At 60.7% G+C, this 18,789-nt stretch carries 18 protein-coding genes; 1 reads left to right on the top strand and 17 read right to left on the bottom strand.

All coding sequences use genetic code 11. The features are described 5' to 3' along the window. Positions 1 to 42: 42 nt before the first annotated feature. From moaA to FTE24_RS04945, 6 genes are all read right to left on the bottom strand, one after another. Positions 43 to 1,059, bottom strand: coding sequence for a GTP 3',8-cyclase MoaA (moaA, locus tag FTE24_RS04970; protein ID WP_150229062.1), 1,017 nt, complete (start codon positions 1,057 to 1,059; stop codon positions 43 to 45). 77 nt (positions 1,060 to 1,136) lie between these two features. Further along, positions 1,137 to 1,739 carry a molybdenum cofactor guanylyltransferase gene (locus tag FTE24_RS04965; protein ID WP_150229064.1) on the bottom strand — a complete coding sequence of 201 codons (603 nt, stop codon included), beginning with the start codon at positions 1,737 to 1,739 and terminating at the stop codon, positions 1,137 to 1,139. After that, entirely contained in the window at positions 1,736 to 1,969 is a 234-nt protein-coding gene (gene moaD, locus FTE24_RS04960) for a molybdopterin converting factor subunit 1 (protein WP_150229066.1), read from the bottom strand. Before moaD ends, FTE24_RS04965 begins: the two co-directional genes overlap by 4 nt. A gap of 143 nt (positions 1,970 to 2,112) precedes the next feature. Next, positions 2,113 to 2,547, bottom strand: coding sequence for a molybdenum cofactor biosynthesis protein MoaE (locus FTE24_RS04955; protein ID WP_150229068.1), 435 nt, complete (start codon positions 2,545 to 2,547; stop codon positions 2,113 to 2,115). Further along, positions 2,544 to 3,152, bottom strand: coding sequence for a molybdopterin-guanine dinucleotide biosynthesis protein B (gene mobB / locus FTE24_RS04950; RefSeq protein ID WP_150229070.1), 609 nt, complete (start codon positions 3,150 to 3,152; stop codon positions 2,544 to 2,546). Before mobB ends, FTE24_RS04955 begins: the two co-directional genes overlap by 4 nt. Then, the gene (locus FTE24_RS04945; RefSeq protein WP_150229072.1) at positions 3,140 to 4,444 is read right to left on the bottom strand and encodes a molybdopterin molybdotransferase MoeA; all 1,305 of its coding nucleotides are present in this window, start codon (positions 4,442 to 4,444) and stop codon (positions 3,140 to 3,142) included. Before FTE24_RS04945 ends, mobB begins: the two co-directional genes overlap by 13 nt. A 65-nt stretch (positions 4,445 to 4,509) precedes the next feature. On the opposite strand from FTE24_RS04945, the gene moaC reads away from it, so the two are divergent. After that, a complete protein-coding gene (moaC, locus tag FTE24_RS04940; protein ID WP_150229074.1) occupies positions 4,510 to 5,001 on the top strand; it encodes a cyclic pyranopterin monophosphate synthase MoaC in 492 nt (163 codons plus the stop codon). Between the two features lie 199 nt (positions 5,002 to 5,200). Here the strand turns inward: moaC and FTE24_RS04935 are convergent, their stop codons facing one another. From FTE24_RS04935 to FTE24_RS04885, 11 genes are all read right to left on the bottom strand, one after another. Continuing rightward, the gene (locus tag FTE24_RS04935; RefSeq protein WP_150229076.1) at positions 5,201 to 5,713 is read right to left on the bottom strand and encodes a MogA/MoaB family molybdenum cofactor biosynthesis protein; all 513 of its coding nucleotides are present in this window, start codon (positions 5,711 to 5,713) and stop codon (positions 5,201 to 5,203) included. Between the two features lie 99 nt (positions 5,714 to 5,812). Further along, on the bottom strand, positions 5,813 to 6,844 hold the full coding sequence (locus FTE24_RS04930) for a ThiF family adenylyltransferase (RefSeq protein ID WP_150229078.1): 1,032 nt from the start codon (positions 6,842 to 6,844) through the stop codon (positions 5,813 to 5,815). 105 nt (positions 6,845 to 6,949) lie between these two features. Further along, complete coding sequence (locus FTE24_RS04925; protein WP_150229080.1) at positions 6,950 to 8,155, bottom strand: nitrate/nitrite transporter; 1,206 nt, start codon at positions 8,153 to 8,155, stop codon at positions 6,950 to 6,952. Between the two features lie 297 nt (positions 8,156 to 8,452). Next, entirely contained in the window at positions 8,453 to 8,965 is a 513-nt protein-coding gene (locus tag FTE24_RS04920; protein WP_150229082.1) for a hemerythrin domain-containing protein, read from the bottom strand. Between the two features lie 29 nt (positions 8,966 to 8,994). Continuing rightward, on the bottom strand, positions 8,995 to 9,642 hold the full coding sequence (locus FTE24_RS04915; RefSeq protein ID WP_141449832.1) for a response regulator: 648 nt from the start codon (positions 9,640 to 9,642) through the stop codon (positions 8,995 to 8,997). A gap of 6 nt (positions 9,643 to 9,648) precedes the next feature. Next, positions 9,649 to 10,692: a sensor histidine kinase gene (locus FTE24_RS04910; RefSeq protein WP_141450580.1), complete on the bottom strand. Its 1,044-nt coding sequence runs from the start codon at positions 10,690 to 10,692 to the stop codon at positions 9,649 to 9,651. Between the two features lie 23 nt (positions 10,693 to 10,715). Next, a complete protein-coding gene (locus FTE24_RS04905; RefSeq protein ID WP_141449833.1) occupies positions 10,716 to 11,174 on the bottom strand; it encodes a GAF domain-containing protein in 459 nt (152 codons plus the stop codon). 49 nt (positions 11,175 to 11,223) lie between these two features. Further along, entirely contained in the window at positions 11,224 to 11,910 is a 687-nt protein-coding gene (gene narI / locus FTE24_RS04900; protein ID WP_141449834.1) for a respiratory nitrate reductase subunit gamma, read from the bottom strand. Beyond that, positions 11,907 to 12,473, bottom strand: coding sequence for a nitrate reductase molybdenum cofactor assembly chaperone (narJ, locus tag FTE24_RS04895; protein WP_150229084.1), 567 nt, complete (start codon positions 12,471 to 12,473; stop codon positions 11,907 to 11,909). Before narJ ends, narI begins: the two co-directional genes overlap by 4 nt. Further along, complete coding sequence (gene narH / locus FTE24_RS04890) at positions 12,466 to 14,052, bottom strand: nitrate reductase subunit beta (protein WP_150229086.1); 1,587 nt, start codon at positions 14,050 to 14,052, stop codon at positions 12,466 to 12,468. The genes narJ and narH overlap by 8 nt, the downstream gene beginning before the upstream one ends. Further along, entirely contained in the window at positions 14,042 to 17,716 is a 3,675-nt protein-coding gene (locus FTE24_RS04885; protein WP_150230642.1) for a nitrate reductase subunit alpha, read from the bottom strand. The genes narH and FTE24_RS04885 overlap by 11 nt, the downstream gene beginning before the upstream one ends. Positions 17,717 to 18,789: the final 1,073 nt, after the last annotated feature.

Here is an 18,789-nt window from a genome sequence, read left to right as displayed (position 1 = left end):
CATGAACCTCTCGGGTCGCAGTCGTCTGCCGCAGCCTGCCGCTCAGCCGCCGATATACGACATATTGATCTTTTTGCGATTTTTGGCCGTCTGCTCGGTGCGTTCGTCGGAGTAGCGGTCGGCCCGATTTTCCCAGACGCCGACGATCTGCGCCAGCAGCTCCTCGTCGCTCGCGCCGCCGCGCAGTGGGGCCCGCAGATCGAAGCCGCTCGACGCGAACAAGCAGGTATAGAAAATACCGTTCGAAGACAGGCGCGCTCTCGTACAGGACGAACAGAACGATTCGGACACCGAGGTGATAAAGCCGACTTCGGCCTCCGTACCTTTGTATCGATAGCGCGAAGCGACTTCCCCGAAGTAATCCGGTTCGACCGGTTCCAGCTCGTGCACGGCGCTCAGGCGCTCGTAAATTTCTTTTTTGGTGACGACGCGCTTGAAGCTCCAGCCGTTGTCGTTACCGACGTCCATAAATTCGATAAACCGCAGCGTGATGCCGCGTTCCCGGAAATAGGCGGCCATCGGCAAAATTTCGGCGTCGTTGACGTCTTTTTGCACGACCATGTTGACTTTGACGTCGAAGCCGACCTGCCGGGCCTGCTCGATCTGCCGCAGGATGAGCGCCGAATCGATACCCCGGCCGTTCAGCCGTCCGAACAGCTCGGGATCGAGCGCGTCCAGGCTGACGTTGAGCCGGCGCAGCCCCGCGTCGTGCAGCGGCTGGGCGTTGGCGCCAAGCAGCACGCCGTTGGTCGTCAGGCCGACGTCTTCGATACCGTCCACCTTGAGGATGCGCGACACGAGGTCGGGCATCCCCCGACGCAGCAGCGGTTCGCCTCCCGTCAGCCGGATTTTTTTGACACCGATCGAAGCGAACAGCCGTGTCAGGCGTTCGATCTCTTCGAACGTCAGCAGTTCGTCTTTGGACATAAAAGCGAAATCGTCGCCGAAAATTTCTTTGGGCATGCAGTACGTGCACCGGAAATTGCAGCGGTCGGTAACCGAAATGCGCAGATCGCGGATCGGCCGGCGAAGCCGGTCCGTGGGCGTATACAGGTTCATGGCTTCTCCTCTCCTTCGTCGGCGCTTCGGATTCAATTCGCGCCCGGCGTATTGCGAAGGGATACGAAACGTTAAAGTTATGGAACGTTAAAATTGTGGAAAATCGCCGGATCGGGATGAAGAAGCGCGGCGTCCAGCCAGACGGTGTCCAGCCCGGCCAGCAGCTTCATGACGCCGAGCCGTCCGCCGCGCACACTCTCTTCCAGCCGGTCGGCCAGGCCGCCGCGCCAGACGCTCAGCAGCGGAAGATCTCCCGCTTCCACGCTGCGCACCGCCGTGACGTCGGCGGATGGGCCGTTTTGCGCCGCGGAGCGCAGCCGCCGGATCTCCTGCGGCCCGATACGCGGCATATCGCACGGAAGCGCGATATAGCGCTCCGCGGGATACTGCCGCATGACCGAAGCGAATCCGGCCAGCGGCCCGAGGCCCGCCAGTTCCGGCAGGTCGACGCACACTTCGTAGACTTCCGGAAATTGCGGGGCCAACGCTGCGCTGGCCGAGACAATCACTTGGTCGCAGCCGCCGGACAGCGCCGCATGCGCGCGTTCGTGGAACGGACGCCCTTCGTAAAGGGCGAACGCTTTGGGCGAGCCGTAGCGGCGCGACAATCCGCCGGCGAGCAGAAGGCCGACCGTGCCGACCGGATACGGCGGGATCGGCTCTCCGCCCTGCGGCGTCATCCGCCGCTGACCGGTGGAATCAGCGCGGCGGCGTCGCCGCTGCGCAGCACATCTTCCGGCAGCGCATACTCTTCGTTCACCGCGACGCGCACCGCGTCGAGCGCAAGATGCGGATATTTGTCTTTTACCCAGGACAGCAGTTCGTCGACCGTATAGCCTTCGAGCTCGGCGTGTTCCTGAGCGAGGCCGGTCGCTTCGCGCAATCCGGCGAAATAGTACAGCGTAATCATGGGCGTCCTCTCCTCGCTTGGGGATGGGGTTCGATCGGATTAGATCGGATTACATAGGGTTCAATGAAGTTCGAAGAGGGGATTCGAATAGACGGCAGATCGGCGGCGGACCCATTTGCAGCGTCCGCGCCGGCCGGCCGCTTCTATTCCGGCAGCGGTTGGCCGCGCTGGTCGCCGATCCATTCGGTGCCGTTTTCCCAAATTTCCTTTTTCCAGATCGGGACCCATTCCTTGATCCGTTCGATCGCGTATTCGTTCGCCGCATAGGCGTCTTTGCGGTGCGGGGACGAGACGGCGATGACGACGGCGATCTCGCCGATCTTCAGCTCGCCGATCCGGTGCGCGATCGCGCACCGCGTGCCGGGCCATTTCTCTTCGATTTCTCCGCCGATCTTCGCCAGCATTTTCTCCGCCATCGGCACGTACGCTTCGTAGGCCAGATACAGCGTGCGTATGCCGCGGGTCCATTCGCGCACATGGCCGGTAAACAGCGTAATCGCGCCCGCTTCCGGGCGCAGCACGCTATCGGCGTAGCGCTGCGGATCGATCGGTTCCGTTACGATCTCATAAAGTTTCATACGGTAGTCTGCGCTCCTCTCAGCCAATGGGCAAACCAGGCTTCAATCTCTTCCGTCTGCTGCCGATGCAGCAGGCGGACGTTCGGCGATCCGGGCAGCCGCGTGTGTGCGGAGAGCACCGGATGCGAGGCCGATTCGCTTTCTTGCGTCACGACCAGTACGATATTCGTCAGCGTGCCAAGCTCCGCCCAGTCTTCGCCGGAGCGAAGCAGCACGATCTTCGGATGCGCCTCCGATTTGAAGCCTTCGATCAGGATCAGGTCGGGACGCGCATACGTTTGGGTCAGCGCGATCAGGGCGTCCAGCTCGCCGCAGCCGTCGTCGCTTTCCGGCAGGCGGCCCTGCATCAGCATCAGGCCGCCGCCGCTGACGACCGAACTCGCGGCTCCCGCTCCGAACAGCCGCGAAGCGTCCGTATCGGCCGGCGGCGCTTCGGGCTCGCCGCCGTGTCCGTGATGCTTGATCACGGACACGCGCGATCCGAGCCGACTCGCCAGGCGCAGCAGCGTCTCGGCCAGCGTCGTTTTGCCGCTGTTCTTGAAGCCGACGATCTGAAGAACATGCGCCTTGGCCGCGCCTGCTTGCCCGCCGCTCACAGATTCCATGCGGCCGAACCTTCTTCCATGCCCGGCAGCAGCACGTCCACCGCGTCGCCGGCCTGGAAGCCGCGCGTCCCGCCGGGCAGGACGAGCAGCGCGTTGCCGCGTCCGATCGACGACACGGCGTTCGATTTGTTGAAGCCGGCCGGCGTGACGGAGACGCCGTCGTACACGGCGCGCACGAAGCGCGTGAACGGATTCGGCTTGGCGAAGTCTTCGCCGAGCGCCGCCCGCGTGTGCAGCGGATAGATCCGCTCCGAGCCCATCATGCGCAGCAGCGCGGGACGCGCGAACAGTTCGAAGCCGGTGTAGCAGGCGGACGGGTTGCCCGACAGCCCGAACAGGAAGCGGCTTTCCCATACGGCGACCGTCGTCACGCTGCCCGGCCGCATGGCGACCTTGTTGAACAGCACGTCCGCGCCGAGTTCGGCGTAGACGGCCGGCAGCAGATCGTAATCGCCGACCGATACGCCGCCCGTCGTAATGAGGCCGTCGCATTCGCCCAGCGCCTGCCGCACCGTATCGAGCATGTCGCCGAGACGGTCGGCCGCCGCCGCGTACAGGCGGTACGGAATGCCCATGCGCCGGAGCTGGGCCGCGATCATCGGTCCGTTGCTGTTGCGGATCTTGCCGGGCTCAAGCGGCGCTCCCGGCTCCAGCAGTTCGGTGCCGGTCGCGAGAATGCCGACCACAGGCAGCTTCGACACGTGCACCTGCTGCTGGCCGAACGTGGCCAGCAGCGCGATCGTGCCGGGATGGATCAGGCTGCCCGACGGCAGGATCTGTTCGCCGAGGCGCATATCCTCGCCGCGAAACGAAATGTTCTCGCCGGCCCGGAACGGCTTGCGCACGGTGAAGAACGCACGGGCGCTCATGTCCGCCGAATCGGCGGCGAGCTCTTGCGCCCCGGCGTTCTGCGCCGGCGGCGATTCCTGCGTCTGCTCCAGCATGACGACCGCGTCCGCGCCGGCCGGCAGCTGCGCGCCGGTCATGATGCGGATCGCTTCGCCCGGGCCGAGCGTGCGGGCCGACACGGAGCCGGCGCCGATCCGGTCGATCACTTCGAACCGGATACGGTTCGTACCCGACGCGCCGGCCGAATCTTCGGCCCGGATCGCGAAGCCGTCGTACGGCGAACGGTCGAACGACGGCACGTCGTGCGACGCCCGCAGCGGCTCGGCCAGAATGCGGCCGTAAGCCTGTTCCAGCGGCACGTTCTCGCTGCCGGTCCGGCGGACATGTCCCTGAATGCGGGCGATCGCCTCGCTGACGGAAATCGGATGTCGGGGTTCGACCATGGTGGACCGCTCCTTTTCTCATGCTATACTGGGTTCATCTTCAATCGATGAAGGGATGGATGGTTTTGTCCGAATTGACTCATTTTAACGAACAGGGACGCGCGCGCATGGTCGACGTCTCGGAGAAAAACGAAACGGTACGCACGGCCCGCGCGGCGACTTCGGTCCGCGTAAACGAGACGATCTACCGCCAGATCCGCGGCGGCGGCAGCAAAAAAGGCGATGTGCTCGCCGTCGCCCAAGTCGCGGGAATCATGGCGGCCAAAAATACGGCGCAGATTATTCCGATGTGCCATCCGCTGATGCTCAGCGGGGTCGATATCGAATTCGAATGGAAAATCGACGAAGCCGCGGCTTCGTACGAAGTGTTCCTCTACGCGACCGTGCGGACCAAAGGCCCGACGGGCGTCGAGATGGAAGCCCTCACCGCGGCCAGCGCCGCCGCGCTGACGATCTACGACATGTGCAAAGCCGCCGGCAAAGACATGGTGATCGGACCGACGATGCTGCTTGAGAAAACAGGCGGCAAATCCGGCGATTACGCTCGGCAGGAGTAATCCGGCTAGCCGCAGATCCCCCGATTGCCGGGGAAAGACCGCCGGGCGCCCGATTGCTTGCCTGCCCGGTCTTGCGGCCTGCGATCCGTTACGCCGCCCGGCATCCAATTCTGGCTTCACGCCTGCCTGCTGCCCTGCTGCCGCACCCCGGCCGCGCAGACTCGACCGTTACACGTCGAGCCTGCGCGGCTCTTGCCGTTTACCGGTGCTTGGTCAGCTCATGCCGGATATGCCGGATTTCCGGCACGATGATGCGGCGCATGGCCAGCGTCACGGCGCCGGTCGAGCCGGGCAGCACGAAGATCGCTTTCTCCCCGGCCGTGCCGGCCGTGGCACGGCTGAGCACGGCCTTCGTGCCGATGTCTTCGGCAAAGCTTAAATACCGGAACAGCTCGCCGAAGCCGTCGATCTCTTTCTCGAACAGCGGCCGCACCGCTTCGATCGTGACGTCGCGCCGCGCGATGCCGGTTCCTCCGGTCGTCACGATCGCGTCGATCTCCGGCCGCAGCAGCCAGCCCGCGACGATCGAATGGATCGCTTCCGCGTCGTCGGCGCACAGCGTATACTTGACGATCCGCAGGCCCGCTTCCCGGGCCAATTCCAGAATCTTCTGTCCGCTTTTGTCCGTCTCTTTGGTGCGCGTGTCGCTGACGGTCAGTACTGCCAAGCGCACGACCGTCCCGGCCGTTTGGGCAGGGTCCAATTTGCTCATGCTGCGCCTCCTTTGGCTGGAGCCGGGCCAGATCGGATCGAATCGGATCTAATCGAATCGGATCGGGCAGAAGCCCGGCAGCCCGGCCCCCTGATTTTTTTATCCGAATACTTTGCGGTGCAGACTTCGTCCTTCGTCTACGCTGCCCGTGCCGTGAATAAGCAGCCGGCCGTTGACGAACAGAATAAAGCGCGCGCCGAGCGCGTGAAACTGGACGAAATGCGGCGTACGGCGCAGGTTCTCGCCGATCCGCCGCCCGATCCGCTCCGCGTCGTCCAGCGTCAGCGGCCGCGCGGGGTCCGGCAGTACCTGCACCGTATCGCGCCCGCACAGCGCGGCATACGCCGGTCTTGCCGTGCGCGCAAGCGCCGGAAAAGTCGGATTCGGGCCGCACGACGCACAATCCGCGCGGCGAATACGCGCAATCCCGACATCTATCCGCGTGCCGGACCACAGATCGAAATGATGCACTTTCGTCAGCAGCGCATCACGATTGCCGCTCAACCATTTCAGCGTTTCCGCGCACTGCATCGCGGCGGTCACCTGCACGGCGGGCGCGATGATGCCGGCCGTGTCGCACGTGTCGCTTGAAGCCGGCAGCGTCGGCAGCAGGCAGCGGAAGCAGGCCGACCGTTCGGGCACAAAAGGAAACACTGTGCCCGAGCTGCCCACGCAGGCGCCGTAGATCCACGGAATGCCCGCTTCGAGCGCCGCGTCGCCGATCAGCAGCCGCGTCTCGAAGTTGTCGGTCGCGTCCATGATCAGCGAGCAGGTTGAGGCCAGCCTGCGCATCAGCGGCACGTCCAGATCGTCAAAATGCGTATGCAGCTTGAGATCGGAGCGAATGTCCAGCAGCCGCTTCCGGGCCGCTTCCACTTTGGGCATCATCCGCTCCGCGTCGCTCTCGGTAAAGAGCTGCTGCCGCTGTAGATTGGACCATTCGACGTAATCCCGGTCGACCAGATGCAGTTCGCCCACGCCCGCGCGCGTCAGCGTCTCGGCGATCGCGGAGCCGAGCGCGCCGCAGCCGATCACGGCTACGCAGGCGCGTTCCAGCGCTTGCTGCCCGCCGCTGCCGATCGGGCCGAACAGCGTCTGCCGCGAATAGCGTTCGCCGCTTCTTGTCTCCATCTTCTATCCCTCCTGCATGCGAAGCCGCCCGGGTGGCCCGGACGGCTGTTGGGTATCGGAACGGGAAGACTCCCGTTCCTCGTTTGCTTGTTCTGGATGCGTTGATTATTTGCTCATCGTTTTGGTCTGGGCTTTCGTTGCTGTTCGGCCGCCGACCGCATCCAGCGTTCTTTTATCCTGAACGTACATCCAGAATACCAGCACCATGCTCACCATGGCGACCTGCGACAGCAGCATGAAGCCGATCGAATACTGTCCCGTGATGCCGTGAATGGCTGCCAGCATGATCGGGGGGAAGAATCCGCCGAGTCCGCCCATCATGGATACGATACCGTTCGCGATGCCCGCCTGCTTTTGGAAATAGAACGGCACCAGCTTGAAAATGATGCCGTTGCCGAGACCCGCGCAGAACGCGATCGCCAGGCAGCCGACCGTGTACGGGCCGAGCGACGGCGAGAATGCCAGCAGGATGGCCGCAATCGTGTAGATCGCGAACGTGCCGCCGAGCAGCAGCAGCGGCTTGAAGCGGTCCGCGAGCCAGCCGCCCACCGGACGGAAAAACGTCGCAATCGCGATAAAGCCTGCGGTGCGCATGCCGGCGTCGACTTTTTCCAGCCCGAAATTCGTCACGAGAAAGTTCGGCAGATAGACGGTGAACGCCACGAACGAACCGAATGTAATAAAGTAGAACAGCGAGATCAGCCAGAGCTTTTCATTTTTGTAGATGCCTTTGATCTGCTGGCCGATCGGCGTCTTCACTTTTACTTCGCGCCGGTCGCCCAGCAGGAAGTTCAAGACGATGAAGAACAGCAGCAGCGCCAAATACCATTTGACGGCGGCCTGCCAGCCGATCTGCGTCGCCAGTACCGGAGCCGCGAACGTGCTGATCGCCGTACCGATGTTGCCCATGCCGTACATGCCGTTGACGAACCCGTGCCGGGCCGCCGGATAATATTTGGGCAGCGACGTCACGCCGACCGAGAACACGGCGCCGCCGATCCCGAGAAACAGACCGCCGATCATGAGCGCGGTCATCGATTGGGCTACGCTGATATAATACACGGGAAACAGCAGAAGCACAAAACTGATCAGGAAAACGAGCCGGGCGCCGATGATGTTGGCATAATACCCGAGCGGAATACGCAGGATCGAGCCGAGCACGACCGGAATAGCCGTGACGATCGCCAGACGGTCCGCCGGAATAGCGATGTCTTCCTTGATAAAGGGCATCAGCGACGAGAGGATAACCCAGACCATGAACCCGAGCGTCAGATTCAGCGTTTGGAGCGGGAGCTGTACTTTTTTGATCATTGCACTCACCTTTTCGACAGTTATTCGCCGGGGCCGGAGTCGGGCGTGTCGGCGCGCTCTCCGGTGTCCGGTCTACTGCCTTCATTGTATCGGCCGCCCCGCCCCCGGCCTATAGGGGAGTCCCCTTTCCCCGGGAGGGTAAACCCTGAAAAGAACCCCTTTTTCGAACGCTCGGGCAAAAAAACGGACACAAACGCGAAAATGACCCCGAATACCGGCGAAAAACCGGAGTTCGAAGTCGTTTTTCGTTCTTTTGCAGCCGGGACGTCGTTGATTCGTAAGCCGCAGACCGCGTCTTCACGCGATCGTCGTGTTCATGCGTTCGTACAGCTTGAGCATCTGCTTGGGCAGGATTCGCGCTTCCGCCATCGGGAACAGCACCGACTCTTCCTTGACGCGGTTCACGGTCAGCACTTCGAACGCTTCGCCCGCGTCGCGCGCGGCAGCCCGGATCTCTTCCGGCGAAAAATATTCGGGATCTCCCTCGGTACGATGCAGGAAATGGTCCAGATACGCCTCGATCTCCCGGTGTTCTTCCTGAATGCCGACGAGCGGGCCCTGCTCGAAGCCGATATAACCGCCGAGCGTCGGGAAAAAGTGCGCTTCTTCTTTGTCCGTATGCTTTTTCAGCGGAAGGCGGAACTGCTCCAGCTTCTCGCGCAGCGTGCCGAGCAGCACGCGCGCGGTGTGCAGATCCGGTTCTTCTTCCAGGCGCAGGGCAATGGGATGCCATTCTTCCGCCAGGTAAGCCAGGTAGCGATGTTCATTCTCCAGCAGGCGCATCGCCGGTTGTTCGAAAGTGAGTTCCATGATGGCGTTCCTTTCCGCGCAAAATTCCGTCAGAACTCGAGCAGCTTTTTGCGCAGCGCGTATTCGACCAGTTCCGGCCGGTTTTTCAACTGAAGCTTGTCCATGATTTTCGCTTTGTGCGCTTCGACGGTCTTGACGGAAATGAACAGCTTCTCCGCCACTTCCTTGTTGCCGTAGCCTTTGGCGATCAGCGGCAAAATTTCCAGTTCGCGCTTGGACAGCAGTTCGAACGGATCTTCGGAGCTGCCCGACTTGTCGTGCTTGATAAATTCCCGCACGAGCGAAGTCGCCATTTTGGGATGGATGTACGTCCCGCCCGCGTGGACAGTCCGGATCGCCAGCAGCAGTTCTTCGTCCGGCGCGTTTTTGAGCACGTAGCCCGACGCCCCGCTTTTTAAAATATGGAACAAATACTCTTCGTCGTCGTGCATGGTCAAAATGAGGATCTTCGTGTCGGGATAGTCTTCCTTGATCTTGCCTGTCGCGATCAGCCCGCTTTCTCCCGGCGGCATGCTGAGATCCATGATCAACAGGTCAGGCTGATGTTTGGCGACCGCGGCGTACGCTTCGATGCCGTCGGCCGCCGTGGCGATGACTTCCATGTCCGGCTGAAAATTCAGGATCATGGAAAAGCCGCTGCGCACGATGGCGTGATCGTCGGCGATAACAATTTTCATGCGGCGTTACCTCTTTTCTTGGGATTCGGCGATCGGGACCCGCAGCCGAACCCGGGTGCCGCTGCCCGGTTCCGACCGCACGTCTAGCGTGCCGCCGGCGAGCTCCGCGCGTTCGCGCATGCCGTACAATCCGAGGCCCGTGCCGATTGGATCGGCCCCGGCTTCGAAGCCCGCGCCCTGATCTTCGACTTCGAGCCGCAGCATGCCGCCCTGCTCGAACAGATGCACACTTACGGTGTCGACCTGCGCGTACTTCAGCGCGTTGAGCACCGCTTCCTGGCAGATCCGGTAGATGACCGTCTCGATATCGCTCGTATACCGCTTGCGCGCAACGTCAGAGACGAATTCGACGACGAGCCCGTAGCTCTGCTCCACCCGTTTGAAGTGCGAGCGAAACGCCGCTTCCAGGCCGAAATCGTCCAGCGCGGCCGGCCGCAGCTCGACGGACAGATTGCGGATATCGTCGAGCAGGCGGGTCATCGACGCTTCGGTCTGCTTGACCTTTTTGAGCACCGTCTCGTCGTCCGTCATGTATTTGAGCACGCGCAGGTCGATCACGGCGCTCATCAGTTCCTGCGCCACGCTGTCGTGCAGCTCGCGCGACAGGCGCTTGCGCTCGTTCTCCTGCGCTTCGATCACATGCCGCAGCATCGTGTTCTGGTACAGCCGCTCCTGCACCCGCAGCTGCGGAGTCAGGTCGCGCAGCATGAACACCCGCGTGCCGTCTTCCGGATCGACCGTATGGAACGAACCGGCATAAGGCACGACCCCTTTATTTTTCGTCTCCAGATACACCTGAAACGACGTATGTTCTTCCGATTCCGGAATTTTCATATAGCAGTCCAGGCAGGTCCGCTGCTCGGTATCGCTCGTGTAGCCGCGGCACGTGCCGCACAGCGCGTTGTCGCTGCCTTGATACAGCTTCATCAGCACGTCGTCGGACACGATCTCTTCGGCCGCCGGATTCATGGCCAGCGCCCGCCCCGTTTTGTCAAAAAAGAAAATCGCTTCCTTGCTGTTCTGGAACAGCTTCATCATCAGCGGGTTCATGCGTCCGGCTTCCGGGGTTCGGCTCAATTCGAAGCCACCTCCCTGCCGTCCAGCTCGCCGATGCCCGAACGCGCCGCTTGTTCCAGCGCCTGCATCAGCTCGGGCGTCATCCGCCCTTCTTCGCGGAATCCCGCCAGCAGGACGCCGGCGACGCGCGCATCGTTCCACAGCGGAACGGCGCCGAGACTTTCGAGCTTCTCCGATTGGACGATCGGATAATTGAACAGGCTGTCGGCTCCCACGTACGCGGGAACCGACGGAATGAACACCGATTTGCCCGTTTTGAACACGATGCCCGCGATGCCTTTGCCGGACTGGAGCATGATGCGGCGAAAACGCTCGTTGCGGTTGCCCGCCGCGTATTTCCAGCGGATGACGTACTGCTGTTCGGCCGGCTCGACGAGAGCCAGCGCCAGGAAGTCGTAGCCGAACGCCTGCCGGATCGCTTCGAGTTCCCGTTGGTAATCTGCGTAAAGTTCCATGCTCATGTCTCTCCCCGCGCAAACGGAAAAGCGGGCAAAGCCCGCTCCCCTAGTTGGATTTGTGTCTTCTGTACAGGATATAACTTCTTCCGACATAATTCAACGGCACGCTCCAGACGTGCACGAGCCGGGTGAACGGCCAGAATGCGAAGATCGCGAAGCCGGTCAGCGCATGGATTTTGAACGACATCGGCACGTTATGCATCAGCGAAGCGTCCGGGCGCAGCAGGAACAATCCGCGGAACCAGACCGAGATCGACTCGCGGTAATCGAATGTCGGCTGTACGGCGTTCGTGAACAGCGTGGCGTACATGCCCATGAACACGATGAACAGCAGCAGCACGTTGACGATCAGGTCGGACGCGGAGCTGAGCCGGCGCACATTGCGGATCGTGAAGCGCCGCGAGGTCAGCAGCAGCATGCCGATCAGCGTCATCGCGCCGAAGATGCCGCCGATGTACACGGCTCCGATATGGTAGATATGCTCGCTGACGCCCATCGCCGCCATCCACGATTTCGGGATCAGCAGACCGGATACGTGGCCGAAAATGACCGGGATAATGCCGAGATGAAACAGCAGGCTGCCGAACATGAGCTGTTTTTTCTCGATAAATTCGCTTGATTTGGCTGTCCAGCTGAATTGGTCGTGCCGGTAACGGAAAATATGACCCACGACGAAAATCATGAGGCAGGCGTAAGGGAAAATGACCCACAGCAGTTGATCGAACATATTCATGGATTCACGGTCTCCTGTTCCAGGCACGCTTTCAAAGTCCGGCGCAGTCCCTGCACCAGATGACGGTACGGGCTGTCCAGCTGTTCGAGCGCGGCCAGCAAATGGTACGTGCCGTCTTCGAGTACCCCGAAGATCAGCCGGAAGTTTTCGGGCGCTTTGCGCTCTTTCATCCATTCCGCGGCGTACAGAAACTCGCACATCAGCGGCAGGTAATCGGGCAGTTCGCCTTCGGGCATCTCCAGACCGAACATTTCGTACAGAATTTTAAGCCGCAGCAGCATCTGCCCGCGCTCTTTGGCGTCTTCGAATTTGAAGTACGTCATGTACAGCGCGCAGTCTTTTTGAAAATCGAACGTTTCCGTGTACTGCTCCTGAATCTCGTCCAGGCTCAGCTCGTGCATCTTGTTCCAGTAAGCGTGCGCGTCCGCGTAGGCCGGGTGGGAATCCGCGAACGACTCTTCGAGAAAAGCCGGATGGAAATCCAGCTTTTGCGGATACATGAGCTGACTGGCAAAAAATCCGAAAGACGTTTTGTAATCGTACAGCTTCGTTACATCAATCACGCCAGATCCCTCCATAGAAGTTTTCTTCGTACAGGTCTTTGCCGGTCTTGGACGGCGCTTCCGAATTCGGATCGATCGCAGACGCGGTCGGTCCGCAGCCGTCGCAGCCCGTATTCGCGCCCATCGCGCCGAGCATGTCGCCGAAGCCGGCGGCGCCCTGCGCCCGGTACGGATTGACGTAGCCTTCGCGGTGCGAGGTCGGCACGACGAAGCGGTCTTCGTACTTGGCGATCGCGAGCAGCCGGTACATCTCTTCCGTCTGGCGGGCGGTCAGGCCGACCCGCTCCAGCCGGGCGTTGTCGAACTCTTTGCCGGTCGTCTTGGCGCGCATATAGGAACGCATCATCGCCATGCGCTGCAGCGATTCCTTGACCGTCACGGTGTCGCCGGCCGTCAGCATATTGGCCAGATATTGGATCGGGGTACGCATCTCTTCGATCGCCGGGAAGATCATGTCCGGATTCTCGATCGAGTCGCGGCCTTCGAAATAGTTCATGATCGGGCTCAGCGGCGGCACGTACCAGACCATCGGCAGCGTCCGGTATTCCGGGTGCAGCGGGAAAGCCAGCTTGTGCTCGATCGCGAGCTTGTAGACCGGCGAGTTCTGCGCGCCTTCGATCCAGTCTTCGGAGATGCCGTCTCGGCGCGCCTGCTTGATGATCTCGGGATCATGCGGATCGAGGAACAAGTCGCACTGCGCTTTGTACAGATCCTGCTCGTTCGGCGTGGAAGCCGCTTCGTACACGCGGTCCGCGTCGTACAGCAGCACGCCGAGGTAACGGATACGGCCCGTGCACGTCTCGGAGCAGACGGTCGGCAGGCCCGCTTCGATCCGCGGGAAGCAGAACGTGCACTTCTCCGCTTTGTTCGTCTGCCAGTTGAAATACACTTTTTTGTACGGACAGCCGGTCATGCAGTACCGCCAGCCGCGGCACGCTTCCTGGTCGACCAGCACGATGCCGTCTTCTTCGCGCTTGTACATCGCGCCCGACGGGCACGACGCGACGCAGCTCGGATTGAGGCAGTGCTCGCACAGCCGCGGCAGATACACCATGAACGATTTTTCGAAATTGAACTTGATCTCTTCTTCGATCTTCTGGATATTCGGGTCGAGCGGGCCGGTAATATGCGCGCCGGCCAGATCGTCTTCCCAGTTCGGTCCCCAGTTCAGGTCCATTTTCTCGCCCGTAATGACGGAATGGGCGCGCGCGACCGGCGAATGCTCCTGGTCTTTGGCGTTGGTGAGATTTTCGTAGTTGTACGTCCACGGTTCGTAGTAATCTTTCATTTCCGGCATGTCCGGGTTGTAGAAAATTTTGCCGAGCGCGATTTTGGACAGTTTGTTGCCGGATTTCAGTTCCAGTTTGCCTTTGCGAAGCTGCCAGCCGCCTTTGTACAGTTCCTGGTCTTCCCAGCGCTTCGGATACCCGATGCCCGGCTTCGTCTCGACGTTGTTGAACCACATGTACTCCGCGCCTTTGCGGTTGGTCCAGGTCGTTTTGCACGTCACGCTGCACGTATGGCAGCCGATACATTTGTCGAGGTTCATGACCATTGCGATTTGCGCTTTAATTTTCAAGCCAGTTGACCTCCTTCATTTTGCGGACGGCCACGTAGACGTCGCGCTGGTTGCCGATCGGCCCGTAGTAGTTGAAGCCGTAGCTGAGCTGCGCATATCCGCCGACCATCTGCGTCGGCTTGAGATGGATACGCGTCGGCGCGTTGTGGCTGCCGCCGCGGGTATCGGTAATCTCGGAGCCGGGCACTTGAATATGCTTGTCCTGGGCATGGTACATGAACATCGTGCCCCGCGGCATCCGGTGGCTGACGACGGCGCGGGCGGTCACGACGCCGTTGCGGTTGTACACTTCGAGCCAGTCGTTGTCGTTGATCTCGTGCGCCAGCGCGTCTTCGTTGTTGATCCATACCGTGGGACCGCCGCGGAACAGCGTCAGCATATGCTGGTTATCCTGGTAGGTGGAGTGAATATTCCATTTGCCGTGCGGCGTCAGATAGCGCAGCACGAGCGTGTCCAGTCCGCCTTTCACTTCGCGGTCGCGCGGTCCGAACACCATCGGCGGCAGCGTCGGCTTGTAGACCGGCAGCGCTTCGCCGTACTGGAGAAAAATCTCATGGTCGAGATAGAAATGCTGGCGGCCGGTCAGCGTACGGAACGGCACGAGGCGTTCGATGTTCGTCGTGAACGGCGAATAACGGCGGCCTTTTTTGTTCGAGCCGCTGAACACCGGCGTCGGAATGACTTCGCGCGGCTGCGACGTGATGCTCTGGAACGTGATGCGTTCCGCGGCGCGGTCGGCGGAGATGTCTTTGAGTTCGACGCCGTGGTCTTCTTCGGCCTGTGCGTACGCTTTCTGCGAGACGCGGCCGTTGGTCGCCGACGACAGATGCAAGATCGTGTCCGCCGCCTGTCTGGCGGTCTGCAATTTCGGCAGGCCGTCCTTGATCGATTCGTCGTAGTAGACGCCGTTGAGCTGCTTCAGTTCTTCGTACTCTTCGGCGACCGAGAAGCTGACGCCGTGCGCGCCGGTCTTGCCGATCGCAAGATTCGGACCGAGCGACGTATATTTGTCGTGGATCTTCGTGTAATCGCGCTCCACGATGCTGAAGTTCGGCATCGTCTTGCCCGGGATCGCTTCGATCTCGCCTTTGGACCAGTCTTTGACGAGGCCCATCGGCTGGGAGATTTCGCCGATCGAATCGTGGCCGAGCGGCGCGGTTACGAGATCTTTGTACACGCCCGGCAGATGCGTCTTGGCCATGTCGGAGAACACTTCGGACAGCTGGCGGTAGATGTCCCAGTCCGAACGCGATTCCCACAGCGGATTGACCGCCGGGTTGAACGGATGGACGAACGGGTGCATGTCCGTCGAAGACAAGTCCGTCTTCTCGTACCAGGTCGCCGCCGGCAGCACGACGTCCGCGTAGAGCGGCGTCGTCGTCATGCGGAAGTCGAGCGCGACCATGAGGTCGAGCTTGCCTTCCACGTCTTCGCGCCAGACGATCTCTTCCGGCTTGTGCTCTTCGTTCGGCGTAGCGAGCAGCGCGTCGGACGCGCCGAGCAGATGCTTCATGAAGTATTCTTGGCCTTTGGCGGAACTGGAGATCAGGTTCGACCGCCAGATGAACAGCGAGCGCGGGAAGTTCTCCGGCGCGCCCGGGTCTTCGACCGCGAAGCGGGTCTGTCCGCTGCGCACTTCTTCGACCGCGCGGTTGACGATCTCTTCGTTGCTCTTCCGGCCGTCTCGGGCCGCTTCTTCGGCGAACATCAGGCTGTTCTTGTTGAACTGCGGATACGAAGGCAGCCAGCCGAGCCTTGCGGCCAACACGTTGTAGTCGGCGGGGTGACGGTAGGCCACGTCGCCGCCGGTCGGCGATTTGAGCGAATCGGTGCCGCTTTCTTCGTAGCGCCATTGATCGGTCGCGAAGTAGAAGAACGACGTCGCGTTCTGCAGCCGCGCCGGTCCCTGCCAGTCTTTGGCGAACGCGAGCGTCGACCAGCCTTCGATCGGACGGCACTTCTCCTGGCCGACGTAATGCGCCCAGCCGCCGCCGTTGACGCCCTGCGACGCCGTCAGCACGACCAGATTCAGGATCGAGCGGTAAATCGTGTCGCTGTTGAACCAGTGGTTGATGCCCGCGCCCATGATGATCATGGAACGGCCGCCGGTATCGAGCGAATTTTGCGCGAATTCGCGGGCGATCTGCGTCACGACGGAAGCTTTGACGCTCGTCACTTTCTCCTGCCAGGCCGGCGTATAGAACGATTCCGCGTCGTCGTAGCCGGAAGCGTTATACGGGCTGTCGGTCCGCGCCACGCCGTATTGGCTCATCATGAGATCGTAGACGGTCGCCGCGTAGCGCACCGTGCCGTCGGCGAGCGTCACGGCCTTGGCCGGAATGACCCGCTTGAACGTGCCGTTGCCGCCATTGTCGAAGAACGGAAAGGCGATCTCAACCCACTGGCCGCCGTGAGATTCGACCGACAGAGCCGGTGCCACCTTCGTGCCGTCTTCGCGCTCAAGGATCAGATTCCATTTCTTGCCCTGCTCCCAGCGCTGGCCCATCGTGCCGTTCGGCACGAGCAGCTCGCCGGATGCTTCGTCGTAAATGACCGGCTTCCAATCGGCATGCGGCTCGTCGACGCCGAGATCGCTCGAGCGCAGGAACCGCCCGCCTTTCCAGATCTCTTCGTGCGGATCGAGCAGGATCAGAAACGGCATGTCCGTGTACTGCTTCGCGTAATCCAGAAACATCGGTTCCTGGCGCTGCTGATAAAATTCGTCCAAAATAACATGCGTCATCGCCTGCGCCAGCGCGGCGTCCGTGCCCGGGTGCGGCGCAAGCCAGTTGTCGGCGAACTTGACGTTCTCCGCCAGATCGGGCGCGACGGACACGACTTTGGTGCCTTTGTAGCGCACTTCCGTCATGAAATGCGCGTCCGGCGTCCGCGTCAGCGGCACGTTCGAGCCCCACATCATGAGGTAGCCGGCATTGTACCAGTCCGACGATTCGGGCACGTCCGTCTGCTCGCCCCAGATTTGCGGCGAAGCCGGCGGCAGATCGGCGTACCAGTCGTAGAAGCTGAGCATCTGTCCGCCGAGCAGCGAGATGAAGCGCGCGCCGGACGCGTAGCTGACCATCGACATGGCCGGAATCGGCGTGAAGCCGGCAATCCGGTCCGGTCCGTATTTGCGGATCGTGTAGATCAGTTGGGCCGCGATCAGGCGCAGTACGTCGTCCCAGTTGACGCGCACATGGCCGCCTTTGCCGCGGGCTTTTTTGTACTCCGACGCTTTGGCCGGGTTCTCGACGATGCTGGCCCACGCTTCGATCGGATCGGCGTGTTCCCGCAGCGCCGCCTGCCACAAGCGCAGCAGCTTGCCGCGCATATACGGATATTTCACGCGCAGCGGGCTGTATTCGTACCATGAGAACGTCGCGCCCCGCGGACAGCCGCGCGGTTCGAACTCCGGCATGTCGACGCCGCAGGACGGATAATCGATCTGCTGGTTTTCCCAGGTGATGATGCCGTTTTTAACAAATACTTTCCAGCTGCACGATCCGGTACAGTTGACGCCGTGCGTCGTGCGGACCACTTTGTCGTGGGACCAGCGCTGCCGGTAGACGTTTTCCCACTCTCTATTTTTTTCTTCAAGAATCGACCAATTGCCGGAATAACTCTCGACCGGTTTAAAAAAATTGAGGCTGAACTTCTTTTTCAGCGGATTCTTCATCGGATGATTCACGCTCCTTTTCGGTTACTTTTCATTATGAAAGACCGAAAGCGGGCTTCCCATTAGGGAATGTCCTATAGCGCGCGGGGAAAACCCTAAACCGAAAAAGCCCTTCTCGGGAGAGAAGCGCTTTGGTCTGCCGGCAAATTTGCTTCGTGTGCGTCTTGCTCCGTGTGCGTGGTGTAGGGTGAATCGTGAACATCGGATGCGTGTCGGGCGTATCGTGTGTCTCGTGTGTCTCGTGCGCGTTGCATGCCTCTCATGCTTCTCATACGTCTACCGTCTACATACGTCGCTCACTTTCTGCGCACTTCCCTCACTTCCCGCGCATTGCATGCTTCGCATGACCTCCTCCAACGAATCCTGATCACGCTATTTGCCCAAAAGTCCGCTTTTCCGCTGGCTAACGAATCGTCATCACGCTATAGGCTCCAATTCGCTCCAAAACGACGTTTTAAAGCTCGATAAGGATATAACGATTGGTTAGATTGCAGAAAAAGCGAAAAATGAGCAAATAGCGGTGTGAGGATTCGCTGCGTTTTTAATTTGGCTGCGGTGCCGAACATTCGAAGAAAGGGAATCGGAAAAAGGCGGGAATCGAAAAAAGGCCGAGACCGTGGAACGTTCAAGCGTACGCCTGGCGTGAATACTATCAAATCGAACCTTTGCTGTACGTTTGCTGTACGCCGTGTCCGACTTCAAGCATACAAAAGAAACCTATATGCCAAAGAACCCGGACTCGGTGCGGAGCGGCGGGTACGGAAGAACGTGCGATTGGAACACGGGATTAGCTGCGTGAATACAGTTATTTCGCGTCAACAAGCGGAGGTCTTTCAATTAACGGCATAGATCCATCTAAATAAGCCTCTTTGCGGCGTTCCTATTCTGTTTACGCGAAATAACTGTCGCTGCGCAGCTACTTCGCCAAATTTTCGTTTTTTGGAGAAAATAACAGTCGTGGCGCAGTTATTTTGCCAAACGTTCGCTGCCGGGGCGGATCGTCGGGCTTTGAACAGCTTCGAGTGGCTCCAAACAGCTCCGAACAGCTTCGTTTGGCTGCG

The organism is Saccharibacillus sp. WB 17, from assembly GCF_008634075.2.
Classification (GTDB): Bacteria; Bacillota; Bacilli; order Paenibacillales; family Paenibacillaceae; genus Saccharibacillus; species Saccharibacillus brassicae.
Note: the sequence above shows the minus strand (reverse complement) of the source record. Positions and strands in the feature narration are given on the sequence as shown.